This is a genomic window from Kurthia sp. Dielmo, assembly GCF_000307285.2.
Lineage (GTDB): Bacteria > Bacillota > Bacilli > Bacillales_A > Planococcaceae > Kurthia > Kurthia populi.
In genome coordinates this window covers 1-25,793 of record NZ_HE578965.1, presented here as the reverse complement: position 1 = coordinate 25,793, position 25,793 = coordinate 1, and the positions used below count along the sequence as shown (strand labels likewise).

The 25,793-nt window shown below is 41.2% G+C and carries 21 protein-coding genes, 1 pseudogene and 1 riboswitch; all 22 genes and pseudogenes read right to left on the bottom strand.

Annotation, left to right across the window (positions count from 1 at the left end; genetic code table 11):
- The gene (gene gatA / locus KTHG_RS19375) at window positions 1-1,461 is read right to left on the bottom strand and encodes an Asp-tRNA(Asn)/Glu-tRNA(Gln) amidotransferase subunit GatA (RefSeq protein ID WP_139995988.1); all 1,461 of its coding nucleotides are present in this window, start codon (window positions 1,459-1,461) and stop codon (window positions 1-3) included.
- 20 nt (window positions 1,462-1,481) lie between these two features.
- Window positions 1,482-1,775, bottom strand: a complete 294-nt coding sequence (gene gatC, locus KTHG_RS19370) for an Asp-tRNA(Asn)/Glu-tRNA(Gln) amidotransferase subunit GatC (RefSeq protein ID WP_139995986.1) — start codon at window positions 1,773-1,775, stop codon at window positions 1,482-1,484.
- Between the two features lie 301 nt (window positions 1,776-2,076).
- Window positions 2,077-3,225 carry a CamS family sex pheromone protein gene (locus tag KTHG_RS19365; protein WP_126989143.1) on the bottom strand — a complete coding sequence of 383 codons (1,149 nt, stop codon included), beginning with the start codon at window positions 3,223-3,225 and terminating at the stop codon, window positions 2,077-2,079.
- Window positions 3,226-3,240: 15 nt separating this feature from the next.
- Window positions 3,241-5,247, bottom strand: a complete 2,007-nt coding sequence (gene ligA, locus KTHG_RS19360) for an NAD-dependent DNA ligase LigA (protein ID WP_139995983.1) — start codon at window positions 5,245-5,247, stop codon at window positions 3,241-3,243.
- A 12-nt stretch (window positions 5,248-5,259) separates the two neighbouring features.
- Window positions 5,260-7,512, bottom strand: a complete 2,253-nt coding sequence (gene pcrA, locus KTHG_RS19355; RefSeq protein ID WP_139995981.1) for a DNA helicase PcrA — start codon at window positions 7,510-7,512, stop codon at window positions 5,260-5,262.
- 34 nt (window positions 7,513-7,546) lie between these two features.
- Window positions 7,547-8,236, bottom strand: a complete 690-nt coding sequence (gene pcrB / locus KTHG_RS19350; RefSeq protein ID WP_139995979.1) for a heptaprenylglyceryl phosphate synthase — start codon at window positions 8,234-8,236, stop codon at window positions 7,547-7,549.
- Between the two features lie 119 nt (window positions 8,237-8,355).
- Window positions 8,356-8,679, bottom strand: a complete 324-nt coding sequence (locus tag KTHG_RS19345; protein ID WP_126989139.1) for a YerC/YecD family TrpR-related protein — start codon at window positions 8,677-8,679, stop codon at window positions 8,356-8,358.
- A gap of 134 nt (window positions 8,680-8,813) precedes the next feature.
- Window positions 8,814-10,547 carry an adenine deaminase C-terminal domain-containing protein gene (locus tag KTHG_RS19340; protein WP_139995977.1) on the bottom strand — a complete coding sequence of 578 codons (1,734 nt, stop codon included), beginning with the start codon at window positions 10,545-10,547 and terminating at the stop codon, window positions 8,814-8,816.
- 240 nt (window positions 10,548-10,787) lie between these two features.
- Window positions 10,788-12,044 (bottom strand): phosphoribosylamine--glycine ligase, encoded by a 1,257-nt coding sequence (gene purD / locus KTHG_RS19335; protein ID WP_139995975.1) that lies wholly within the window; start codon window positions 12,042-12,044, stop codon window positions 10,788-10,790.
- Window positions 12,045-12,140: 96 nt separating this feature from the next.
- A complete protein-coding gene (gene purH / locus KTHG_RS19330; RefSeq protein ID WP_126989136.1) occupies window positions 12,141-13,676 on the bottom strand; it encodes a bifunctional phosphoribosylaminoimidazolecarboxamide formyltransferase/IMP cyclohydrolase in 1,536 nt (511 codons plus the stop codon).
- 99 nt (window positions 13,677-13,775) lie between these two features.
- Entirely contained in the window at window positions 13,776-14,357 is a 582-nt protein-coding gene (purN, locus tag KTHG_RS19325) for a phosphoribosylglycinamide formyltransferase (protein ID WP_139995973.1), read from the bottom strand.
- Window positions 14,357-15,412, bottom strand: a complete 1,056-nt coding sequence (gene purM, locus KTHG_RS19320; protein WP_139995971.1) for a phosphoribosylformylglycinamidine cyclo-ligase — start codon at window positions 15,410-15,412, stop codon at window positions 14,357-14,359. Before purM ends, purN begins: the two co-directional genes overlap by 1 nt.
- A gap of 13 nt (window positions 15,413-15,425) precedes the next feature.
- Window positions 15,426-16,850, bottom strand: a complete 1,425-nt coding sequence (gene purF / locus KTHG_RS19315) for an amidophosphoribosyltransferase (protein ID WP_126989133.1) — start codon at window positions 16,848-16,850, stop codon at window positions 15,426-15,428.
- On the bottom strand, window positions 16,826-19,060 hold the full coding sequence (purL, locus tag KTHG_RS19310) for a phosphoribosylformylglycinamidine synthase subunit PurL (RefSeq protein ID WP_139995969.1): 2,235 nt from the start codon (window positions 19,058-19,060) through the stop codon (window positions 16,826-16,828). Before purL ends, purF begins: the two co-directional genes overlap by 25 nt.
- Window positions 19,050-19,729: pseudogene (gene purQ, locus KTHG_RS19305) on the bottom strand (phosphoribosylformylglycinamidine synthase subunit PurQ). The gene purL and the pseudogene purQ overlap by 11 nt, the downstream one beginning before the upstream one ends.
- A 1-nt stretch (window position 19,730) precedes the next feature.
- Entirely contained in the window at window positions 19,731-19,979 is a 249-nt protein-coding gene (purS, locus tag KTHG_RS19300) for a phosphoribosylformylglycinamidine synthase subunit PurS (protein ID WP_139995967.1), read from the bottom strand.
- Between the two features lies 1 nt (window position 19,980).
- Window positions 19,981-20,694: a phosphoribosylaminoimidazolesuccinocarboxamide synthase gene (gene purC, locus KTHG_RS19295; protein WP_126989129.1), complete on the bottom strand. Its 714-nt coding sequence runs from the start codon at window positions 20,692-20,694 to the stop codon at window positions 19,981-19,983.
- Between the two features lie 99 nt (window positions 20,695-20,793).
- A complete protein-coding gene (gene purB, locus KTHG_RS19290) occupies window positions 20,794-22,092 on the bottom strand; it encodes an adenylosuccinate lyase (protein WP_126989128.1) in 1,299 nt (432 codons plus the stop codon).
- Between the two features lie 18 nt (window positions 22,093-22,110).
- Window positions 22,111-23,235, bottom strand: coding sequence for a 5-(carboxyamino)imidazole ribonucleotide synthase (gene purK, locus KTHG_RS19285; protein WP_126989127.1), 1,125 nt, complete (start codon window positions 23,233-23,235; stop codon window positions 22,111-22,113).
- A complete protein-coding gene (gene purE / locus KTHG_RS19280; RefSeq protein ID WP_126989126.1) occupies window positions 23,232-23,720 on the bottom strand; it encodes a 5-(carboxyamino)imidazole ribonucleotide mutase in 489 nt (162 codons plus the stop codon). The genes purK and purE overlap by 4 nt, the downstream gene beginning before the upstream one ends.
- Before the next feature lie 134 nt (window positions 23,721-23,854).
- Window positions 23,855-23,953: riboswitch (purine riboswitch) on the bottom strand.
- Window positions 23,954-24,035: 82 nt separating this feature from the next.
- Window positions 24,036-24,233, bottom strand: coding sequence for an NETI motif-containing protein (locus KTHG_RS19275; RefSeq protein ID WP_139995964.1), 198 nt, complete (start codon window positions 24,231-24,233; stop codon window positions 24,036-24,038).
- Between the two features lie 114 nt (window positions 24,234-24,347).
- Window positions 24,348-25,553 (bottom strand): NAD(P)-dependent malic enzyme, encoded by a 1,206-nt coding sequence (locus tag KTHG_RS19270; RefSeq protein WP_139995962.1) that lies wholly within the window; start codon window positions 25,551-25,553, stop codon window positions 24,348-24,350.
- Window positions 25,554-25,793 lie beyond the last annotated feature (240 nt).

Here is a 25,793-nt window from a genome sequence, read left to right as displayed (position 1 = left end):
TTATTTTACCTCCCAAGTTTGAGGTTTTGCGTTGTGGAAGTCAGTAGCTTTCTCGAACGCATCTGCTACGCGGTAAATTGTGCCTTCTTCGAAGTATTTACCGATGATTTGTAAACCTACAGGCATGTTGTTATCGAAACCACAAGGGATTGAGATAGCAGGTACGCCAGCTAAGTTAATAGGAACAGTTAAGATATCGTTTGCATAGACAGTCATTGGATCGTCTAAGTTTTCGCCTAGTTTGAATGCAGTTGTTGGTGTTGTTGGTCCAACGATTACATCATACTCTTCGAATACTTTATCGAAATCTTGTTTGATTAATGTACGAACTTGTTGTGCTTTTTTGTAGTAAGCATCATACGTACCAGCTGATAATGAATACGTACCAAGCATGATACGACGTTTTACTTCATCACCAAAGCCTTGTGCACGCGTTTGTAGATATAAATCTTCTAAGTTATCTGCTTCAGCACGGAAACCGTAACGGATACCGTCAAAACGAGAAAGGTTAGATGATGCTTCAGAAGAAGAAATGATATAGTAAGCAGCTAATGCATATTTAGAGTGTGGAAGTGACACAGTATCAACTGTTGCGCCAAGTTCTTTTAATTTTTCAATTGCAGCAAGAACTTGTGCTTTCACGCCTTCTGATACACCTTCTGCTAAGTATTCTTGAGGTACAGCAACTTTAAGACCTTTGATGTCACCAGTTAATTGGTCAACATAGCTTGGTACTTCTACGTTTGCTGAAGTTGAATCGTGCTCATCCACGCCAGCGATTGCTTCAAGTAATAAAGCGTTGTCGCGTACGTTGCGTGTGATTGGTCCGATTTGGTCTAATGAAGACGCGAACGCTACTAAACCGTAACGAGATACGCGGCCATATGTTGGTTTCATACCGACTACACCACAGAATGCTGCTGGTTGACGAATAGAACCACCTGTATCAGAACCTAATGTGAATGGTACTTCGCCAGCTGCTACTGCTGCTGCAGAACCACCTGAAGAACCACCAGGAGCACGGTCAAAGTCCCAAGGGTTATGAACTTTTTTGATTGCTGAGTTTTCGTTGGCAGAACCCATCGCAAATTCATCCATGTTTACTTTACCAACTGTAACCATGCCTGCTTCACGTAGTTTTTCCACAACTGTTGCGCTGTAGATTGGGTTGAAGCCTTCTAAGATTTTTGAAGCACATGTTGTTTCAATGCCTTCAGTTACGATATTATCTTTCACACCGATAGGCAAACCAAATAGTGGTCCACGTTCTTCAAATGGTACTTGATCTTTTTCTGCAGCTTCTTGTTCTGCAGCTTCTTCGTTTAAAGCTAAAAATGCGCCTACTTCGCCGTCTAAAGCGTCGATGCGTGCATATGCTTCTTTTGTTAAATCAGCGATTGTAATCTCTTTGTTTAAAAGAGCTTGTTGTAATTCAGCTGATGTTTTATCAAACAATGACATCATTGTGCCTCCTTGTAAAATTATTGAGCGATGATTGGTGGTACTTTAACTAAACCATCTTGTTGTTCTTTAACGTTTTTCATCATTAAATCGCGATCAAGACCTTTAGCAGGAATATCTTCGCGGAATACGTTGTGAACTGGTAGAACGTGCGTAGTTGGTACGACGTCTGTTGTATCTAATTCTTGTAATTCGTTCGCAAAGTCAGTGATTGCGTCTAATTGCGTCGCAAACTTTTCTGCCTCTTCGTCCGTAATCGCAAGACGAGCTAATTTCGCTACGTGTTTTACTTCCTCTACTGAAAGTTTTGCCATGTTGTACACCTCCAAATTCGATAACCATACCGATAATAATATCATTTCTATGATTGTTTAATCAAGACACTCTAATTCACTAAAGTGTCGGCCAATCCTTGTAAATAAAGGGTTTAAAGCTTTTTTATGCCAATTAGGCAGGAATGCACTTTAAACGACACTATCAAATTATACAATGAATTGTCTGAAAAAAATCATTCTTTTCAAAAACGATTGTTGCAGTTTAATGAAAAGTTGTCTAGTCATTTCCAAAAAAAATAAGAATCACGCCTTCGCGCAATTCTCATTGTCATGTTACAAGCTAGTCATTGTAAATATGCACATATGGCTCAGCTTCGCCAGAATCTTTTACAACGAGCGCTTCTGGTTTATTGGACGATGTGATACTAATTTCTACTTGTAAATCTTTTTTAAATTGTGATGATACAGCGCTTGAAACATATTGTACGAAGCCAATCATTTCCCCTGTACCATTAAATTTAACTGGAATCTCAATTGATAAACGTTGGATTTTGCCATCTTTGAAGAAGCCACGACCAATTACATTGGTGTTGTTTGTAAAGTACGTATCAATGTCATCTTTAAATGTATTAAAGTTGTCATTTGTTTCGCTGTACTTGTCATCTGTGCTATCCGTTGGGAAACGCACATACTCCTCATCAACGGTTTCCCATTTTTGAAGAGAGGACGAACCTTCCCCAGCTGTGGCAGTTGCAAAATAAGTGCCTGGCACAATGTCTTTATGGCTCAATTGTTTATATAAACCAACTGTAATCGGCACATTCCCTAAGCCGTCCATACTACGTAGACGCTTCACCATTTTTTGTGCGATTTTTTTACCATTCTCTAAAAGCTGTGCTTGTGGAATTGCTTCCTCATATGTCGCACCGTACGCTTCTTTTTGATAATAGTAAACGGAGTTCATAGCTAGACCAATTGAAATACCGCCTAGTTTCACTTTTTTGTCGCCAGTTTTTGTTAAATAATTTTGTTCGATTACATGTGCTACATAAATAGGAGCTTTTGTGGCGCTTTCTTCAGGATTCATTCCTTTATTACTTGGGTTTAAGCCTAATTTGTCTACATTGCTGCGAGAAAGCCAGCTCTTCATTGTTTTTGCATCTAAATATTGGCCTTCTTGGAAGTAATATTTATCCGTCGGGAATTGGTTTAATGATAAACGCATTAAACCGGTTTCCGCTTCCTGAATATCGTAGCGAGAATAAATATTTGATACGATTAATCCACGTGACGCACTCTCTTTATATGGTAGTAGCGTACGGTAATATTGGTCATCAATTTGCATGCTCGGAATGATTGTTGATTCTGAACTTTTAGAAGTTGTTTCAGTCGTTGTTACTTCGGAGTTTTTGTTAAACGAAGGTAGACTACAACCTGCTAATAAGGCAGTCGCAACCATCGCCGGAATCCAGCGAAGATGTCGTTTCATAGTATGCGATCTCCTTTACTCTGATAATTCTTCGATTAGGCGTTCTTCGTCCCATACGACAATGCCTAATTTTTCGGCCTTGTCGAGTTTTGAGCCAGCTTCAGCACCAGCAATGACAAGATCTGTCTTTTTGCTGACGCTCCCTGTTACATTTCCACCTAATGCTTCTATTTTCGCCTTTGCTTCGGAACGTGTCAATCGTTCAAGTTTCCCTGTTAGGACGATTGTTTTGCCGTTAAAGTTGCTATCGATTTCAGATGTATCTACTTTTTTGCCAGTATACGACATATTGATCCCTGCATCGCGTAAACGCGCTAGCAATTCTTGCACCTCTTCATTCGCAAAATATGTCACAAGAGAGGATGCCATTTTTTCACCAATTTCAAATACTTCTGTTAGCTGCTCCTCTGTCGCAGCCATTAGTGCATCCATCGTTTCAAAATGCGCTGCTAAAATTTTCGCTGCCTTTGAGCCGACATGGCGGATGCCTAACCCAAACAATAAATGCTCTAGTGAATTTGCTTTCGATGCTTCCACTGCATCGATTAATTTTGTCGCAGATTTTTCACCCATACGCTCTAGCTGAATTAGTTCGTCCATCTTTAAATGATATAAATCCGAAACATCCTTCACTAAGCCTTCACGTAAAAGTTGTGCGACCACTTTCTCACCACAGCCATCAATATTCATCGCATTACGTGACACAAAATGCGCTAAGCCCTCTGCAATTTGTGCGAAGCATTGTGGGTTCACACAGCGCAGTGCTACTTCATCTTCAAGGCGCACAAGCTCGCTATCACATGCCGGACAGTGTGTCGGCATCGCGTATGGTGCCGCATCCTCTGCACGTTGGTCAAAGAGTACCTGCTTCACCTCTGGAATAATGTCGCCCGCTTTGCGGATAATCACATGGTCTCCAATGCGAATATCTTTTTCGCGAATAATATCTTCATTATGCAGTGATGCACGTTGTACTGTCGTCCCTGCAACAAGCACAGGCTCAAGAACAGCTGTTGGTGTTACAACCCCGGTACGACCAACCGTTAAATCGATATCGAGTACCTTCGTGACAACTTCTTCTGCTGGGAATTTGTACGCAATCGACCAGCGAGGAACTTTTACAGTGTTGCCAAGCTCTTGTTGTTGGTCATAATCATCAACCTTAATTACGATACCATCGATTTCATATGGCAATGTCGGACGTTTCTCCGTCCATTCCTCGATATATGCAAATACCTCATCTAATGATGTACAAATACGGCGCTCGTGATTTGAACGGAAACCTAATTCTTCTAAGAAATCAAGTGCATCACTATGACATGTAAGACCAAACTCCTCGCCATTTGTACCAAGTGCATACATAAATGTTGAGAGATTACGGCTTGCTGCGATTTTAGGATCTAGCTGACGTAACGAGCCAGCCGCCGCATTACGTGGGTTGGCGAATAAGTTTTCTTCGCGCTCGGCACGCTCTTTATTTAAATTATTAAATGAACGTTTCGGCATGTAGCACTCACCGCGCGCCTCAAGCGTTACAGGTTTCGTTAAACGAAGTGGTACGGAACGAACGGTTTTTAAGTTTTCAGTAATATTTTCACCGATTGTCCCGTTTCCGCGTGTAGCGCCTTGTACGAAAACGCCATCGACATATTTTAATGAAATCGCTAAACCATCAATTTTGAGCTCACAGACGTAGCGGAAGTTATCACCGATATTTTGGCGTACACGCTCATCAAAGGCACGTACATCTTCCTCGCTAAATGTATCACCAAGACTTAGCATCGGATGGTCATGTGTGACTTTTTCAAACGCTGTTAATGTTTGCCCACCGACACGTTGCGTTGGAGAGTCTGGAAAACGTAAATCTGGATATTCCTCTTCAATATCGATGAGTTCCTTCATTAATTGATCATAAATTGCATCCGGAACAGTTGGCGCATCCAAATCATAATATTCGTGACCGTATTGTGTTAATACTTTATTTAATTCAGCCGCGCGTTGCTCTAGCTGTACTTTTTCCACATGAATTCCTCCTTATTGCTTCGTAATTGGCGCAAATTTAGCCATCAGACGTTTGATACCTGTTGGTGCTGGGAACGCAATATCAAGTTCCATACCATCGCCCTCACCGCGAAGGGATACGACCGTACCGACACCCCATTTACCATGAGCTGCTTTGTCCCCCACTTGCCAAGCTACCTTACTACCGCCTGTATCTTTTAATGCTGATTTCGACGCTAATGCTTTCCCGCGTGTTTGGCCTGTTGACTGACGATAGCCTGACTGACGACGAGGCGCACTATATGCCCCACTTTGCGATGAACGTTTTGTCATCGTTTCTTCAATTAAATCCGAATCAATTTCATTTAAGAAACGAGAAGGTGTATTGAAACTTGAGCGACCATACAGCGTACGCATTTGCGCACAGCTTAAATAGAGCTGTTTCTCTGCACGCGTAATTCCTACGTAAGCAAGACGTCGCTCTTCTTCCATTTCATCATTGTCCATTAATGAACGTGAGTGCGGGAAGATATTTTCCTCCATACCGATAATAAAGACGATTGGGAATTCAAGACCCTTTGCAGAGTGCATTGTCATTAATACAACGCCACCTGTTTTTTGCTCTTCTTCCTCTTTGCCAAGCTGGTCAATATCTGCGACAAGTGCTAAATCCGTTAGGAAGGCAATCAATGTTTTGTCATCACTGCTTTCCTCGAACGCTTTCGTTACAGATAAAAACTCTTCAATATTTTCTAATCGGCTTTCCGCTTCAATGGTTTTTTCCGCTTTTAACATTTCGCGGTAGCCTGATTTATCAAGCACTTCCTCTACAAGTTCCGTCACCGACATATAATCTTGCATTTGTGTAAAACGCTCAATCATCGCACGGAAACCTACTGCTGAATTTGTAGCACGCATTGATAACCCCATAAAATCAACTTCACGTAGTGCATCAAAAATCGAACGATCCTGCTCAAATGCAAACTGCATCATGCGCTCAAATGACGTCGCTCCAATACTACGCTTCGGTTCATTGATGATACGCGCAAGTGCTAGGTCATCATCATTATTCGCAATCAATCGTAAGTAAGCTAATAAATCTTTAATCTCTTTACGGTCATAGAACTTCGTGCCGCCAACGATTGTGTACGTCATATTTGATTTCACAAGCATTTCTTCCATTACACGTGACTGTGCATTTGTACGGTAAAGAATGGCAAAATCATCCGCGTTATAGCCATCACGCATCGCCTCTTGAATCGTTTTCACGACAAATTGTGCTTCGGCTTTTTCATCGTATGAACGATTTAATATAATTTTTGCGCCTTCCTCATTTTCCGTACGTAATTCTTTTGGAAAACGACTTGAGTTATTTTTAATAACGCTATTGGCCGCCGCTAAAATCGTTTTGGTCGAACGATAGTTTTGCTCTAACATAATTGTTTTAGCTGTTGGATAATCTTTTTCAAACGATAAAATATTCGTAATATCCGCACCACGCCAGCGGTAAATTGATTGATCTGAATCCCCCACAACGCAAATGTTTTGGAATTTAGACGCCATCATTTTTACGAGCTTGTACTGTGAGTGGTTCGTATCTTGATATTCATCAACGTGAATATACTGGAATTTATCTTGATAAAACGCTAATACTTCTGGTACTTCTTCAAATAAACGAATGGTCATCATAATTAAATCATCGAAATCAAGACTTTGGTTTTTCTCTAATCGACGTTGATAACCTTCATAGACATTGGCAACCGTTTTTTCATGTGGATTATTTTCACTTGCCGCTGCCTTATACTCACGATGCGAAATGCATTCATTTTTTGAAGAACTAATCGCATTTAATAGCATGCGCGGGTCATATTGTTTTGGGTCAATATTTTGTTCTTTTAATACATTTTTGATAACTGTTAATTGGTCTGTCGTATCTAAAATCGTGAAGTTTTTACTAAAGCCAATCCGGTCGATATCGCGACGTAAAATACGCACACACATCGAGTGGAATGTAGATACCCACATTTGCTGACCTGTACCATTACCTAGTAGACCGTCAATACGTTCACGCATTTCACGTGCCGCTTTATTCGTAAAGGTAATCGCTAAAATATTCCATGGATTCACCATTTTTTCAATTACTAAATACGCAATGCGATGTGTTAGCACGCGTGTTTTACCAGAACCGGCACCTGCCATAATTAGCAGGGGTCCTTCCGTTGCTTGGACTGCCTGTGCTTGTTCTTTATTCATACCGTTCAATAAATTTTTCGTTAGTTGGTCCATTTTGCACCATCCTTTACAAACATTTGTTCTTATTTTAACACATTTCCTGAACAGCTTTCACTGTTTTCAATGCGGTTTTCAAATCATCATAAATTACATTTCCTACAACGACGATATCTGCATAACTAGCCATTGCCTTCGCCTGCTCAACCGAGGTAATGCCACCGCCATAAATTAACTTCGTCTTCGTTAGCACACGACTCACTTCGTAAACAAGATCTGGGTCGCCATATGTGCCGCTATATTCCATGTAGAAAATCGGCAAATGAAATAACTCCTCTGCCATTTGTGCATACGCTACAACATCTTCATCTTCTAAATCTGTCTTGGCTTCCGTTAACTTCGCCACTTTACAGTCAGGATTTAATACACAGTAGCCTTCTGCAACAATTTCATCCCAGTTCATAAACATGCCGTATTCTTTAATCGCAGCATGATGTAAATCTTTCACAAACGTCGTATTTGTACTATTTAAGACCGTTGGAATGAAATAGAAGTCATAGCCAGGTGTAATTGATTCTAAATCTGAAACCTCTAATACGACTGGCACAGAAAAACGGCGCACACGAGCTAATAAGTCGAGTACACCATCGATTGTAATGTTATCCGTACCACCAACTAAAATAGCGTCTGTCCCTGACTCACATAGCCTCTCTAGTGCCTCGTCGTCGATGTCCTTTGCAGGATCTAGCTTGAAGACATGCTTCCACTGTTGAAATTCCATCGTTCTCCACCTTTATCAATTTTCTATTCTCTTAGTATACCTTGTCTAACGTCTTACTGCGAATAGAAAAAGGCCTCATCCTACTTTTGTAAATGTGTAGGACAGGCCTTTTCTTGTGTCTATTTTCGTGTTGCTTCTGCGTAGCTTTTTTCGTCCGGATAAAGACGACCCAACATTTCATCATACGTATCATTTCCATAATCGAAGCAGCGACGTACGCGTGAAATTGTCGCAGTAGATGCGCCAGTTTCATTTTTAATCGCTTCGTATGTTTTTTTCAAACGTAGTAAATGAGCTACTTCAAAACGTTGTGATAGTGATTGAATTTCACTAATTGTGCATAAGTCATCAAAAAATTGATAGCATTCTTCAATATCTTTTAATTCTAAAATGGCTTTAAAAAGTTGTTCTGTTTGATGACCACGAATTTTCTCAATTTGCATAAGAATCCTCCTCCCACAGTCCGGGCAAGATTTTTACTATAATTCCTCTTTATTTTAGCACGTTAAAGTGTGAGAGAAAAGTAAAATTACTTTCATCTGTGAAAGCGTCGCACTTCAACGTGTGAAAGGGAAAGTTAGCGCATAACTGAAGGGAATAGTACCTGTTTTTTCATAACGTCAAAAATGCCGCGCTGTGTAATGCGAATATACGGTAAATGCGTCGCCTGTAGGAACAATAAAGTATAGATTAAATCCCCATGTTTATAGCCACGTTCTTTTACGGCATTAACGATACGTGCTTCCTCAACGATGAGGTCATCCATTGACTTATCTGACATAATACCATCGAGTTTCAGCTCCATTTTTTCAATAACTTCATTGCCTTCTACAACAACGATACCGCCTTGCATAGCACGGACTTCACGGAACGCGCGCATCATCGATGTTGTATTTTTTCCGATTAAAATAATATCGCCCGTAATTGAATAGCTTGAAGCAAAGCCATCTAAATGCGTCGCAAAACCTTTTAACATCGTATTAACACGCCATTTACCATAGCGGTCAACGAGCACAAGGAAACATTCATCATGACCTTTTTCAAGGTCCCCTTCATTCACATGTAAGTTAATGCTGTAGGGCTTCGTAATGACATCATTAACCATCTCAATTCCAAATGGCATCGAGAACTGGAAATCATCCTCAGTCAGATCAAAATCAAGCGTCAATGGCTGATGATAGTCGTTGAGTGAGAAATCATTCAGTGAACGCACCTGTTTATTATCACGCTTTAACCATTGACCCTTTGATAATACACTGACAGGCGTTGGATGGAATTCATCCTCTAACACATTAATATTTGCTAAGCGGCCCGTCGCGATAAAGCCCTGGTATTTATCAAGATTATAATAGCGCGCTGTATTGTAAGATGCCATTTGGTACGCTTCAATCGGCGGTACACCCGCTTCAAGTGCGACGCGAATACATTTGTCCATTAATCCATCTACATGGAAGTGAGGCATCGAACCATCTGTTGTTAGCATTAAGTGGTCATAAGCTGTCCATTGCTCTGCCACCATATCGCGTAAAATGTCTGGTAAATCCGGGCGAATCGATGAATAACGTAATGTCACATCATAACCATGCAATAAACGACGCTTCACTTCATCAAATGTCATCGATTCATGGTCCCCATCAATGCCAAACAATTTCATTTTCGCTAATGTTTTTTCAGAAGCACCCGGTAAATGCCCCTCGATTTTTTTACCGTATGTGCTCGCAAGTTGTAGCCAGTAAAGTAGCTGGTCATCCCCGTCTACTAAACGCGGCCATGACGTCAGTTCTCCCGCCATTAATACATCTGGTCGCTTCCCCCATTCTTTAAGTGCATGCCCTGAGAATAAGTTATGCTCACGAATCATTTGTGTTTGGGAATCTAAGCGTACCCACCAATAAAACGTAAACGGTAATTTTTTCAATTCATCCAGCAGGTGAAATGCTGTATCATTTTTCATATTCAAATAAAACGTTAAGTTATCACAAAGCATCGTTGTCGTTCCTGTTTGCGCTGCAAAGTCTGCAAATGTGACGGCATTGTATAGCTGGAATGGATGAACATGTGGTTCGATATATCCTGGTACAAGTGTTTTCCCTGACATCTCTACTACTTCTGTACCCTCTAGATTTTTTGGCATATCTGGACCCGCGTAAACAATGCGCTCTCCCTCAATCCAAATATTCCCCTGTAACCATTGTTTTAGTGTGCTATGTAAATAGCGTGCATTCATTAAGAGTATTGACGGCCCTTTTTTACCGTCCAATACGTCTGCCTGTTGATGTAAATCCTGTAGTTTCCAAGTTGGCTCAAGCATTTCTTCCACCTCTTTCTTTATTATTTTTGTGCATAGATTATGTTCGATTCATACTTTTTAAACATCATATGGTGTATCGTATCATATGGCCTATAAATTAAACATGCCTTCACTCATTCGTTAACAAGGTGTTCACAAAATAAGTAAGTTAATGTAAGCGTTATCATTAATAGGTATAATTATGCCATATATGCATAAAAAAAAGCTATCCCTAGTACTCGGATAGCTTAAATATTTACATTACTGAAATGTTCGCCAACCAATATCATGACGATAGAAGAAGTTCGGCCACTGTATGTCCTGAATCGCTGCATACACTTCTGCCTGTGCTTCTTTTAAACTATCTGCCTGTGCAGCCACTAAAAGAACACGTCCACCATTCCCAACAAATTGTTTGCCTTCTTGCTTCGTACCCGCATGAAATACTGGATACTTCGCTGCTAATGCTGTCAAATCTGGTAGTGCATTCCCTTTTTCCACTGTACCCGGATAGCCTTCAGATGCAATCACGACACCTAGCATTGCCTTATCCGACCATTGTAAATCAAATGGCTTTTTATCAAGCAGTGCCATCATAAATTCACCAAAATCAGAGGCCATACGCGGTAGCACAACCTGTGTTTCAGGGTCACCAAAGCGTGCGTTAAACTCGATTACTTTTGGTCCGTCCTCTGTTAAAATTAAGCCCGCATATAAAATACCGGTAAAGGATTTTCCTTCTTGTTCCATTGCCGCAACAGTCGGTACGACAATTTCATCATACGCACGTTTTACGACTTCATCAGAGATTTGAGGTACGGGTGAATAAGCCCCCATACCGCCTGTATTTGGCCCTTTATCGCCGTCATACGCACGTTTATGATCCTGCGCAATCACCATCGGATAAATCTGTCCATCATGTACAAAGGACATATATGAGAATTCTTCACCGTCTAAAAATTCTTCGATTACAACACGTGATGAAGATTCACCAAAGCGTTGATTGCCAATCATATCACGTACCGCTTCAATAGCTTCACGTTCTGTCATCGCTACAATAACGCCCTTACCAGCCGCAAGACCATCCGCTTTTACGACGATTGGCGCGCCCTGTTTTTGAATATATAACGCTGCTTCCTCTGCATCCGTAAACGTCGCATAAGCGGCCGTTGGGATATCGTATTTTGCCATTAATTCCTTTGCAAAGGATTTAGAGCCCTCGATTTGTGCGGCTGCCTGTGTTGGACCAAAAATGCGTAAGTCCTCTGCTGTAAATGCGTCCACAATTCCTTCTGCAAGTGGTTGTTCTGGACCAACAAATGTTAGCGCCACATCATTTGCCTTCACAAACTCAATCAATGCTTTGAAATCATTTTGTGCAATACCAACAACTGTTGCATCATTTTTCATTCCATCATTTCCTGGTGCTACAAATACTTCCTCAACTGAGGGTGAATCATTAAATTGTTTTGCAATGGCATGCTCGCGGCCACCGCTTCCGATTACAAGAACTTTCACGTGTCATTTCCTCCTTTGATTTAAAAAAGAGGCCGGAACACCTTCCTTAGATTAGTAAGTGTATCCTAGCCTCTCAGTTGTGTCATACCGTAAATTCTAGTGTTTAAAGTGACGTACGCCAGTCGTTACCATTGTGATACCTGCGGCGTTTGCTACGTCGATTGAATCTTGATCACGTTTTGAACCACCTGGGTGGATAATCGCTGTAATGCCGGCTTTAATCGCTTCTTCTACTGTGTCAGGCATTGGGAAGAATGCATCCGATGCTAATGCAGCACCTTTTGCTTTTTCGCCTGCTTGCTCTAAAGCAATTTTCGCAGAGCCTACGCGGTTCATTTGACCAGCACCTACACCTAATGTCATTTTATCGTCAGTTACAACGATTGCATTTGATTTCACATGCTTCACAACAGACCAGCCCAGTTTTAGTGCTGCCCATTCTGCTTCTGTTGGTTCGCGGTCTGTTACTACTTGAATATCTGCTTCGTCAAAGCCATTGCGGTCTGGCTCTTGTACTAGTAAGCCACCTTCAACAGATACTGTGTTGAATTTATCTTTTGTATTTTGGTCGAATGAAATAGTTAGTAAGCGAATGTTTTTCTTCACTGTTAGCTTTTCAATCGCCTCTTGTGAGAATGAAGGGGCAATGATAATTTCTAAGAAAATACCCGCAAGTTTTTCAGCTGTTTGTGCATCCACTTCACGGTTAAGCGCGACAATACCACCGAAGATTGATGTTGAATCTGCTTCGTATGCTTCGTTGAATGCTTCCGCAATTGTTTCACCTACACCTACGCCACACGGGTTCATATGTTTCACAGCAACTGCTGCTGGTTGTGTAAATTCTTTTACAATTTGAAGTGCTGCATTGGCATCTTGAATATTGTTATAAGAAAGTTCTTTCCCGTGTAATTGCTCCGCATATGCTACTGAGAAATCAGAAGCTAGACGTTTTTGATAGAATGCCGCTTTCTGGTGAGGATTTTCACCGTAGCGTAATGTTTGTTTTAATTCGTATGTTAGTGTTAATTGATCTGGGAACTCTTCGCCTACATAGTCTGTTAGGTAGTTTGAGATGTATGAATCGTAAGCCGCTGTGTGACGGAATACTTTTGCAGCTAAACGACGGCGTGTTTCAAGTGTTGTTTGACCGTCTGCTTTTAATTCCGCTAATACTGCCGGGTAATCTGTTGCATCAACGATTACAGACACATATTTTTGGTTTTTCGCTGCTGAGCGTAGCATTGTAGGACCGCCGATATCGATATTTTCGATTGCATCAGCAAATTCTACGTTTGGTTTTGAAATCGTTTCAACGAATGGATAAAGATTTACACAAACGATTTCGATTGGCGCGATGCCATGTTCGTCCATTTGTGCTTGATGTTCTGGGTCATCAAATTTTGCAAGAAGACCGCCATGGATTAATGGGTTCAGTGTTTTTACACGACCGCCAAGAATTTCTGGGAAGTTTGTTACTTCGTCGACAGCCGTTACTGCTACACCATTTTCTTGTAAATGTTTTTTTGTACCACCAGTTGATAAAATTTCATAGCCTAATGTTTCTAATTCCTTCGCAAATTCTAAAATGCCTGTTTTATCAGAAACACTGATTAATGCTCTTTTCGTCACAATAAGTTCCTCCTTAGATTATGTACAGCAATTTAGCATCATAAAGTGCCTGTACGCACAAACACTTTACTCTACTAATATAATAAAGTTTTGATAATTCTATCTTACACGATTTTCACTAGAATTGAACAAATATTTTAACACTTCTGTATATAATTGATGCTCAATCGCATGAATCGCCGCTTCCGTTTCCTCGCGGTTGCCTTCTACTACATCAACGGCACGCTGCATAATGATGCGTCCTGTATCCATTCCTGCATCTACATAGTGCACGGTCACACCAGTGATTTTGACACCATGTGCTAGCGCCTGCCCGATCGCATCTTTCCCTGGGAATGAAGGAAGAAGTGATGGATGAATATTAATAATATGATTAGGATAGGCTTCAAGTAATGTAGCGCCAATCAGACGCATATAGCCAGCTAGCACTAAAAACTCAACTTCATTTTTACGAAGCTCGGCTAAAATCGCCTGCTCATACGCTTCCTTTGAGTCATATGCTTTTGGACTAAGTGCTAATACAGGGATATTTTTCGCTGCTGCTCGCTCTGTCACATAGGCACCTGGCTTATCTGTCACAACGACCTTAATCGTCGCATCGATGTCACCACGCTCAATCCCCTCTTGAATCGCCTGAAAGTTTGAGCCGCTACCTGATGCAAAAACTGCGATGCTCTTCATTACGCAAGACTCCCATCATGCTCGCCTTTGAAGACAACGCCTTCGCCTGCAACCACTTGACCGATTTTGTATGCTTTTTCGCCATGACGCGCTGCTACAGCAATTACTTTTTCAACGTCCGCTGCAGGAACTGCTAACACATAGCCAATCCCCATATTAAATACGTTGAACAAATCTTTTTGTTTTAGCTCGCCTTGCTCCGCTAAGAAATCAAAAATCGGTAACACAGGCCATGAACCAAGCTCTACTTCTGTCGCAAGACCTTCTGGCATCATACGTGGAAGATTTTCATAGAAGCCACCACCTGTTACGTGTGCCATACCATGCACATCCGCCTCTTTTAACATATCAAGAACCGGTTTCGCGTAAATTTTCGTTGGTGTTAATAATGCTTCACCAATTGGACCAAGATCTTCGTAACCTTCTACGATTTGCTCCGGTGTATAGCCTTTATCCGCAAAAACAATTTTACGCACTAATGAATAACCGTTTGAGTGCACACCGCTTGATGCAAGCCCAACTAAGACATCACCTTCAGCAATACGCTCACCTGTTACAATATCCTTCTTCTCACAAGCCCCTACTGCAAAACCAGCTAAATCATACTCATCCTCATCGTATAGACCTGGCATCTCAGCCGTTTCACCACCGATTAATGCAGCACCCGATTGTACACAACCATCGGCTACACCTTTAACGATTTGTTCGATTTTTGCAGGAACTGCCTTACCTACCGCTACATAGTCTAAGAAATAAAGAGGCTCTGCACCTTGTGCAACGATGTCATTGACGCACATCGCCACAGCATCTACACCAATTGTGTCATGTTTATCGACCATAAATGCGAGCTTTAATTTCGTACCAACACCGTCAGTACCTGAAATTAAGACAGGTTCTTTTAAGTTTAACGAAGATAAATCAAACATACCTCCGAATCCCCCAAATGTTCCCATAATGCCTTTACGTTCTGTGCGGGCTACATGTGATTTCATACGTTGTACTGCTTCATAACCAGCTTCGATATTTACGCCAGCTTGTTCATATGCTTTTGACACAATAAGTTCCTCCTTAGTTTTGTAACTCTTTTTCGTGTGGTAGTACGGTATCTGCAAAGATTTGTGTTGGATATTCACCTGTGAAGCAAGCAAGACATAGGCCACGATTTTGTTCATCAAATGGACGCTCTGTCGCTTCAATCATGCCCTCAGGAGATAAAAATGTTAAGGAATCCGCACCAATTGTGTCGCGAATTTCTTCAACTGTTTTTGTCGAAGCAATTAATTCCTCACTTGATGAAGTGTCAATGCCGTAGTAGCAAGGATTCGACATCGGTGGTGAACTGATCACAACATGTACTTCTGCTGCGCCGGCTTCTTTTAACATCGTTACAATACGACGAGACGTTGTGCCACGTACGATGGAGTCATCGACCATGACAACACGTTTGCCTTTAACAACTTGCACAACGGGTGATAATTTCATTTTTACACCGCGTTCACGTAGCTCCTGTGTTGGTTGAATAAATGTACGACCAACATAGCGGTTTTTAATTAAACCTAGCTCATATGGCAGACCACTTTCTTCAGCAAAACCAATCGCTGCGGAAATACTTGAGTCCGGAACACCCGTTACAACATCCGCTTCGATATGTGCACATTCACGTGCTAATTGACGCCCCATACGTTTGCGTGCCATATGCACGTTAATGCCATCAATATCTGAGTCCGGACGTGCTAAGTAGACATATTCCATCGCACACATCGCACGATTCGTTTCGACTGCAAAGCGCTCCGACTTAATACCGTCATCATTAATGACTAATAATTCACCCGGCTCGACATCACGCACATACGATGCACCGATTAAATCAAAGGCGCATGTTTCAGATGCGACAACATAGCCTTCACCTAGCTTGCCTAATGCTAGTGGACGTAAGCCTTGCGGGTCACGTGCCACAATCATTTCGTCCTTTGTCATCACTAAAAATGAATAGGCACCGATTAATAAATTCAATGCACTTTTCACTTTTTCTTTAAATGGTAGTAATGTTGAGCGCTTAATTAAATGCGCGACAACTTCTGTATCCGAACTAGAATGGAAAATGCTTCCTTGACGCTCAAGATGCTTTTTTAAACGATTCGCGTTTACTAAGTTCCCGTTATGAGCAATCGACAAGCTACCTGTCGAAGAGTGGAATAATAACGGTTGAACATTTTCGATACCATTGCCACCAGCTGTCGCATAGCGAACATGTGCAATGGCAGCAGTACCTTCAACAGCGCGTAATTTTTCTTCGTCAAAAACATCGTTAACTAACCCTTCACCCTTTACAGCACGTAAGCGTTCACGGTCTGATACGACAATACCAGCGCCCTCTTGCCCACGATGTTGTAAAGCATGGAGCCCATAATAACTTAATTGTGCCGGATCTGGATTATTCCAAATACCAAACACACCACATTCTTCGTTTAAGCCTCTGAGTTCAGCAAGCATGTGATAGCTCCTCTCCAAGCGTCATGGAATTCTGCTACGGCGCCCTCTACATAAGTTGTTCCATCTGTTCCTTTAATCACAAGATCAGCATTTGGCGTAATGATCCCCACTTTATTTGCAGCAGGAACGATTTCTTCAAATCGTGCTGCTTTTTCTTGTGCAACTGTTACAACAAAGCGTGATTGTGATTCAGCGAATAAAGCAGTCGTTGCAGAGCCTGTAAGTTCTACTTCTGCACCAAGTTGTGTACCGAATACTGTTTCAGCAAACGCTACTGCTAAACCGCCCTCTGCTACATCATGTGCAGATTGAACAACGCCCGCTTTGATTGCTTGTAATAATGATTGTTGATGTGCATGTTCTACATCTAAATCAATCGCAGGTGCTAAGCCAAATACTTTACCATCATTTGTTAATTTTTGAAGCTCTGAGCCACCGAATTCCGTTGCTGTTTCACCGATAACGTATACAACATCGCCCGCTTGCTTCGCTTCTTGTGTTGTTACATGTGCCAGGTCCTCTACTAAACCAACCATACCAATTGTTGGTGTTGGGTAGATTGCTTCTGAACTACGTTCGTTGTAAAGAGATACATTCCCACCGATAACTGGTGCGTTTAATGCGCGACAAGCATCTGAGATCCCGTCTGCTGATTTTTCGATTTGCCAGAAGATTTCAGGCTTCTCTGGATTACCGAAATTTAAGCAGTCTGTAATAGCAAGTGGCTGACCACCTGATGCGATAATATTACGTGCTGCTTCTGCTACAGCGATTTTACCGCCCACTTCAGGGTCTAAATAAATATAGCGAGAGTTACAGTCTGTTGTCATCGCTAATCCTTTATTTGTACCACGTACACGAATAACGGCTGCATCACTACCAGGAGCCACAACAGTTGATGTACGTACTTGATGATCATATTGACCATAAACCCACTCTTTTGAAGCGATTGTTGGTTGTTGTAATAATGCTAGTAATGTTTCTTTATAATCTGCTACTTGAGGCTCCTCATTTTTCATTTTTTGGAATTCCTCGTAGTAAGCTGGAACAGCTGATGGTTTGTGGTAAACAGGCGCATCCTCTGCTAATGCATCAACTGGAACATCTGCTACAACCTCACCATGATGTAATAAGCGGAATTGTTTATCATCTGTTACGACACCAACAGATACTGCATCCAGACCGTATTTTGCGAATAGATCAACGATTGGTTGTTCTTCACCCTTTTTCACGACAACAAGCATACGCTCTTGCGATTCTGATAGCATCATTTCATATGCTGTCATACCTGTTTCACGTTGAGGCACTAAGTCTAAATTCATTTCGATACCAGAGCCGGCTTTTGATGCCATTTCTGATGCAGATGATGTTAGACCAGCGGCACCCATATCTTGAATCCCAACTAAGCTATCAAACTTAACTAATTCAAGACAAGCTTCTAATAGCAGTTTTTCCATGAATGGGTCACCCACTTGAACAGCTGGGCGATTTTCGTCTGATGTTTCTGTTAGTTCTTCCGATGCAAATGTTGCACCGTGGATACCGTCACGACCTGTTTTAGCACCTACGTACATTACCGTATTGCCAACACCCGCTGCGATACCTTTTTGAATATCATCATGGTCGATTAAGCCGACACACATCGCATTAACTAATGGATTTCCTTCGTAGCAAGGGTCGAATTGAATTTCGCCACCTACTGTTGGAATCCCGATACAGTTCCCATAGCCTGCGATACCAGCAACGACCTCTTCAAATAAATATTTCACACGTTTGGATGCGTCTAGTTCACCAAAGCGTAATGAGTTTAACATCGCAACAGGGCGTGCACCCATTGAGAATACGTCACGGATAATACCGCCGACGCCTGTTGCAGCACCTTGGTAAGGCTCGATTGCTGATGGGTGATTATGCGATTCCATTTTGAATACGACCGCTTGGTTATCACCGATATCAACGATTCCGGCACCTTCACCAGGACCTTGTAATACTTGTGGACCTTCTGTTGGGAATTTACGAAGAACCGGCTTAGAGTTTTTGTAAGAGCAGTGTTCTGACCACATTACTGAAAACAGACCAAGTTCTGTCCAGTTTGGTAAGCGTCCTAAAATCTCTTCAACAAGGGCAAACTCGCTGTCGCTCATACCTAAATCTGCATACATTTGTTGTTCTTTGATTTGCTCCGCTGTTGGCTCAAGCTTAGTTGACATTTGATTCCCTCCACTGTTTTACAATTGATTTGAATAAATTAAGACCATCTGCACCGCCGATAAGCTCGTCTACTGCGCGCTCTGGGTGAGGCATCATACCAAGCACATTGCCGCGTTCGTTGACGATACCTGCGATGTTTTCTAAACTACCATTTGGGTTTTCACCATTATACGTGAAGACAATTTGATTATTGTCTTGTAATTGCTTTAATGTCGCGTCGTCACAGTAGTAATTTCCTTCACCGTGAGCGATTGGAATAGAGATAACTTCATCGCTGTTATAACCATTTGTAAATAATGTATGGTTATTTTCTACTTTGAGTTCCACTGTTTTGCAGATGAATTTCAAGTCGCGGTTACGTAGAAGTGCACCTGGTAAAAGACCCGCTTCCGTTAAGATTTGGAATCCGTTACAAACGCCTAGTACTGGCTTACCAGCTTCAGCGGCTTTTTTACTTCTTTCATAACATTTGATTGGTTCGCCATTGCGCCGCAGCGTAAGTAGTCACCGTAAGAGAAACCACCTGGTACTAAAATGCCATCATATGCGCTTAAATCTGTTTCGTCATGCCAAACATATTCTGCTTCTTCGCCAAGTTCGTCCTTGATTGCGTGATACATGTCTAAATCACAGTTCGACCCAGGGAATACGAGTACTGCGAATTTCATGTTAGTTAGCCTCCTCGACTTCGTAACGGTAGTCTTCGATGACTGTATTCGTTAGTAATTTTTCACACATTTCTTTGACTGCAGTATCAACATCGCGTTCTGCGTCAGCAAGCTGTAATTCTAAGAATTTACCGATGCGCACATCTTGTACTTCATCGTATCCCATGTTGTGTAGTGAGCCCATTACTGCTGAGCCTTGTGGATCTAAAACACTTTCGCGTAATGTTACGTATACTTTGACCTTTTTCATGTTAAGCTTGTCCTCCTAGACGAGAAAGAATAATTTTATAAACCTCTGTTAAGTCACCTAAACCACGGCGGAATACATCTTTATCTAAATGCTGATTCGTTTCCGTATCCCAAAGACGGCAAGTGTCAGGTGAAATTTCATCTGCTAATAATACGTTACCTTGTGCATCACGACCAAACTCTAATTTGAAGTCGACTAATGTTACGCCGATTTCCTTGAAGAATGGGGCCATGACATCATTCACTTGTTGTGCTTTTTCATATAAGGCTTGAACTTCTTCTTCTGATGCGATGCCTAAAATATCAATATGCTCGTTGTTGATGATTGGGTCACCTAAATCATCATCTTTGTAGTAGTATTCGACAATCGTGCGAGGAAGGACGGTACCCTCTTCGATGCCTAAACGTTTTGACAGGCTACCCGCTACAATGTTACGGACTACAACTTCAATTGGAATAATGTCGACTTTTTTAACTAATTGATCATTATCGTTTAGTTTCTCGATAAAGTGAGACTCAATGCCAGCTGCTTTTAATTTGTCGAAAATCAATGATGTAATGCTGTTATTCAGTACGCCCTTACCAGCAATTTCAGCTTTCTTTTCACCGTTAAATGCTGTTGCGCTATCTTTGTACTCAACGTATAAAACGTCCTCTGTATCTGTTGCATATAATCGTTTTGCTTTACCTTCGTATAAAAGTTGACCTTTTTCCACTTTGAATTCCCCCGTAGGATAATAATTTATTGAATAATCAAAATTTTGAAAATAGAATGTCAGCGCACTCACTGTGTGCTGACATTATTAAAGCAAGTATTAATCGTTAAGACCAAGACGATCGAAAATCATATCCACATTTTTTAGGTGGTAATTATAATCGAAGCAATCGTCAATTTCTTCTGCAGAAAGTAGAGAAGAGATTTTTTCGTTTTCTTCTACTAATGGACGGAACTGAATTTGCTCATCCCAAGAACGTGCAGTAAGCGGTTGTACTGTATCGTAAGCTTCTTCACGAGAAAGACCTTTTTCGATAAGTGCTAATAATACACGTTGAGAGTAGATTAGACCGAATGTACGTGTCATATTGCGTTTCATATTTTCTGGGAACACAGTTAAGTTTTTCACGATGTTACCGAAACGGTTTAACATGTAGTTGATTGCAATTGTTGTATCTGGAATGATTACGCGCTCTGCTGAAGAGTGAGAGATATCGCGCTCATGCCATAATGGAACATTTTCGTAAGCAGTAAGCATGTGACCGCGTACTAGGCGAGCCATCCCTACCATGTTTTCAGAACCGATTGGGTTACGTTTATGAGGCATTGCTGAAGAGCCTTTTTGACCTTTAGCGAAGCCTTCTTCTACTTCACGAGTTTCTGATTTTTGTAAACCACGAACCTCCGTAGCGAATTTTTCAATTGATGTTGCGATTAATGCTAACACTGAGAAGTATTCAGCATGACGATCACGTTGAAGTGTTTGTGTAGAAATTGGCGCTGCTGTTAGGCCTAATTTTTCACATACGAATTTTTCAACGAACGGATCGATATTTGCGTATGTACCTACCGCACCTGAAATTTTACCAGCTTCGATTGTTTTAGCAGCCGCTTCAAAGCGCGCTTGGTTACGAAGCATTTCTTCATGCCATAAAGCTAGTTTTAAACCGAAAGTTGTTGGCTCTGCATGAACACCGTGTGTACGGCCCATACAAACAGTCATCTTATGCTCTTTTGCTTTAGCAGCAATGATGTCGATGAAGTTTTGGATGTCTTTACGGATAATTTCATTTGCTTGTTTAATTTGATAAGAAAGAGCTGTATCAACTACGTCTGTAGAAGTTAAGCCGTAGTGTACCCATTTACGTTCGTCGCCTAATGTTTCAGAAACGGCACGAGTGAATGCTACAACGTCATGACGTGTTTCTTTTTCGATTTCTAAAATACGTTCGATATCGAATGAAGCATTCTCGCGTAATTTTTGAACGTCTTCTTTAGGAATAACGCCTAGCTCTGACCATGCTTCACAAGCTAAAATTTCAACTTCAAGCCATGCTTGATAACGGTTTTGTTCTGTCCAAATGGCGCCCATTTCAGGACGAGTATAACGTGCGATCATTGTATAATGTTCTCCCTTTTATTCTGCCCAAATAGCAGATTGATTAATTTCCTCTAAGGTATGATTAATATCATCCGTCATTATTGTAACATGTCCCATTTTACGATTGTTCTTTGCTTCTGATTTTCCGTATAAATGAATCGACCAATCAGGATACTTCCCAATCGAATTAATCACCGGTACGACATGTTGACCTAACACATTGACCATAATCGATGGTGCATGTAACTTCGGCTTACGAAGTGGCCAGCCACATACCGCGCGAATATGTTGATGGAACTGTGAAATGTTGCAAGCTTCAATTGAATAATGCCCTGAGTTATGAGGACGTGGCGCTAATTCGTTAATGACAATCGAGCCATCTTCTAGCACGAACATTTCAACTGCTAGTGTACCGATTAAGTTCAGTGCATCCGCAATTTTAATGGCTTCCTCTTCTGCTTGCTGAAGTGTTTTTGCCTCAACACGCGCCGGTACAATCGTTTCGTGTAGGATGTGATTGACATGTATATTTTCACCCATTGGTAAGCAATACGTTTCGCCTTGCGGATTACGCTGTACGATAACAGATACTTCCATTACAAACGGTACGAAAGCTTCAGCAACACAGGCAGAGTGTTCAAATAATACTTCTGCTCCAACAAGATCTGCTGCTGATTTCAATGTTTGCTGCCCTTTACCATCATAGCCACCACGCGCTGTTTTCACTACACATGGATACCCAACTTCTTGGACTTTCGCTAAAAGTTCTTGGTAATCATTAGCGACAATATACGGTGCGACAGGACTGCCTGCTTCCGTAATTGCAGCCTTCTCTAAAATACGATCTTGTGTCGTGCGTACAAGCTCTGCACCTTGTGGAACATAAGCAATTTCAGTTAAACGTTTTAAGCCTTCGTAATCGATGTTTTCAAATTCGTATGTGATCACATCACTTACTTCTGCTAATTCTTCAAGTGCCGCCTCATCATCATATGGTGCGACGATGCGGATGTCTGCGACTTGGCCACATGGAGAATCCATTGAAGGTTCAAGTACAGCAATTTTAAATCCTGCTTCCTTTGCAGCTAATGCCATCATACGACCTAGCTGACCTCCACCGATAATGCCGATTGTTTGTCCTGGATAGATTGTTGCCGTCACTGTAGGTCACCTGTACTTTCCATTGCTTTTGCTTTCATTTCTAAACGACGTGCTTCAAGTTTTTCTGTGATGTCTTTGTCTGTCGTTGATAAAATTTGTGCTGCTAGCAAGCCGGCATTTGTCGCTCCAGCTTTCCCAATTGCTACTGTTGCTACCGGTACACCACCAGGCATTTGAACAATTGAAAGTAATGAATCTAAACCGTTTAATGCGCGAGATTGAACCGGTACACCAATGACCGGTAATGTTGTTTTCGCAGCAACCATACCTGGTAAATGCGCTGCACCACCTGCACCTGCAATGATTACTTCGATACCACGTTCGCGTGCTCTCTCAGCATACTCAAACATTAAATCAGGAGTACGATGTGCGGATACTACTCGTTTTTCATAAGGAATTGCTAGCTCATCAAGAATGTCACACGCATGCTTCATTGTTTCCCAATCACTAGAACTTCCCATAATGACACCAATTTTCGGATTCATGTTATATACGCTCCTTTAGACAAATAAAAAATCCCCAAATAACGTCAGCTCTACACACATATGTGGAAAAGCTAGTTACTCAAGGATCAACGAAAGCGACAAGTCCCCCTCTGTGAACTCGAGCGCAATATTCCTAAGTGCTTGCTTTCCCGCATAGTCCAACATTTACGGTGTCGGGTAGAGACACTAGAGCCAATCCTCTAGCATATATGTGGGATATATTGTTTTCATTGCCATTCTAACAACGCTACGTAAAGAAGTCAATAAAAAACGAACAATTAAATTTTAAAAAATTCAATCGTTCGTATTTTTTATCTATTTTTCGTCACTTTCAATCAAAAGACCTTTGAATTTAATCAATTGGCGAACTGGTACTGGATTCCCATCAATCATTTCAAATAACGGTTCCTCTTTTCGTCCTGCAGGCATATAGCCATCTTTCTGCATTCTATCCAAACATTCGCTAATTGTTTCATTTTCTTCTACTTCATACCATACGGTTTTCTTTGCCAAGCTTGTACACTTCCTTATAACTCTTTGCCATTACCTTACCTTTTATTGTACCGAAAAACAACTAAAAGAGCGTCAGTTTCACATAACTGACGCTCTTTTTGCGAAAACCATTTATTATTTTGTAAATACCGGAATTTTCGTCTTGGCAATGCCTGTTTCATACGCACAATGGCGAACAGCATGTGCTACAGCTTCCGTTACATCGATTTCAAAAACATTTGGAACAACAATGCCTTCTACTAACTGGTCACTCGTTACAAGATTTGCAATGGCTTCAATTGTTGCAAGTTTCATTTCTTCTGTAATAGCGGTTGCATGCACATCCAATGCCCCTCGGAAAATACCTGGGAATGCAAGCATATTATTAATCTGATTCGGATAATCAGAACGTCCTGTCGCAATCACTTTCGCTCCCCAAGCAAGCGCATTTTCATAGGTCACCTCTGGATCTGGATTTGCCAGAGCAAAGATAATTGGATCCACATTCATCGTCGAAATCATTTTCTCTGTTAACACATTTGGGGCTGAAACACCGATAAAGATATCTGCATTCACAACTGCCTCTTCTAATGATCCTGTTAGATTCGCTGTATTACTCCAAAGCGCCACATATTCCTTCTCTGAATTCATGCCCTCTTTGCGCCCTTCATAAATAATGCCTTTTGAGTCACAAACAACGATATTCGATCCTTGATAACCAAGAGATAATAAAATCTTTAAAATTGCGACACCCGCTGCACCAGCACCGTTAATTACAACACGAACTTGTTCTTTTTGCTTTCCTACAATTTTCAGAGCATTAATCAGTCCTGCCCCTACAACGATTGCCGTCCCATGTTGGTCATCATGGAATACTGGAATTCCTAAATCCTGTAGACGTGCTTCAATTTCAAAGCAACGCGGAGCTGAAATATCCTCTAGATTAATCGCACCAAACGTTGGTGCCAATGCACGTACGATTTGTACAATTTCATCCGTATCCTTTGTATCTAAACAAATTGGTACGGCATTAATTCCTGCAAACTGCTTTAAAAGAAGCGCCTTTCCTTCCATCACTGGCATCGCAGCTTCGGGTCCAATATCTCCTAATCCTAATACCGCTGTACCATCTGATACAACACCCACAAGATTGCCTTTCATTGTATATGTGTAGGCCTTCGTTACATCATGTTGAATTTCTACACATGGTGCTGCTACGCCAGGTGAATAAACTAAACTCAGCTCTTCAATACCTTTTACGGGAATACTTGCCTCAACTGACAACTTCCCTTTGTATTGCTCATGCAATGCTAATGCTTCTCTCTTCAACGCTTCCTTCATGCTCATCCCTCATTCCAATTTTTCGTTTTCTGTTGATAGCTCAATATATTACGAGAGGATGTTTTTACTGTCAATAGCAACTTTTAGAATTTTCAGATAAATTACGCTCATGTGAAAAAACGCACAAACTGGATATATAATAGAAGAAAGTCAAAATTTTCTAAAAATAAATGTTTCTAAATCTTTTTTAGAAAAAAATTTTTAGTACACTTAAAAATATTTTAAACACAAAAAAAGCAC

Excerpts from the sequence above, each read along its gene's own strand:
- gatA (WP_139995988.1), bottom strand. The coding sequence starts at position 1,461 with ATGTCATTGTTTGATAAAACATCAGCTGAATTACAACAAGCTCTTTTA.
- gatC (WP_139995986.1), bottom strand. The coding sequence starts at position 1,775 with ATGGCAAAACTTTCAGTAGAGGAAGTAAAACACGTAGCGAAATTAGCT.
- KTHG_RS19365 (WP_126989143.1), bottom strand. The coding sequence starts at position 3,225 with ATGAAACGACATCTTCGCTGGATTCCGGCGATGGTTGCGACTGCCTTA.
- pcrA (WP_139995981.1), bottom strand. The coding sequence starts at position 7,512 with ATGGACCAACTAACGAAAAATTTATTGAACGGTATGAATAAAGAACAA.
- pcrB (WP_139995979.1), bottom strand. The coding sequence starts at position 8,236 with ATGGAATTTCAACAGTGGAAGCATGTCTTCAAGCTAGATCCTGCAAAG.
- KTHG_RS19345 (WP_126989139.1), bottom strand. The coding sequence starts at position 8,679 with ATGCAAATTGAGAAAATTCGTGGTCATCAAACAGAACAACTTTTTAAA.
- KTHG_RS19340 (WP_139995977.1), bottom strand. The coding sequence starts at position 10,547 with ATGCTTGAGCCAACTTGGAAACTACAGGATTTACATCAACAGGCAGAC.
- purN (WP_139995973.1), bottom strand. The coding sequence starts at position 14,357 with ATGAAGAGCATCGCAGTTTTTGCATCAGGTAGCGGCTCAAACTTTCAG.
- purF (WP_126989133.1), bottom strand. The coding sequence starts at position 16,850 with ATGCTTGCTGAACTCAGAGGCTTAAACGAAGAATGTGGTGTGTTTGGT.
- purL (WP_139995969.1), bottom strand. The coding sequence starts at position 19,060 with ATGTCAACTAAGCTTGAGCCAACAGCGGAGCAAATCAAAGAACAACAA.
- purS (WP_139995967.1), bottom strand. The coding sequence starts at position 19,979 with ATGAAAAAGGTCAAAGTATACGTAACATTACGCGAAAGTGTTTTAGAT.
- purB (WP_126989128.1), bottom strand. The coding sequence starts at position 22,092 with ATGATCGCACGTTATACTCGTCCTGAAATGGGCGCCATTTGGACAGAA.
- purE (WP_126989126.1), bottom strand. The coding sequence starts at position 23,720 with ATGAATCCGAAAATTGGTGTCATTATGGGAAGTTCTAGTGATTGGGAA.
- KTHG_RS19270 (WP_139995962.1), bottom strand. The coding sequence starts at position 25,553 with ATGAAGGAAGCGTTGAAGAGAGAAGCATTAGCATTGCATGAGCAATAC.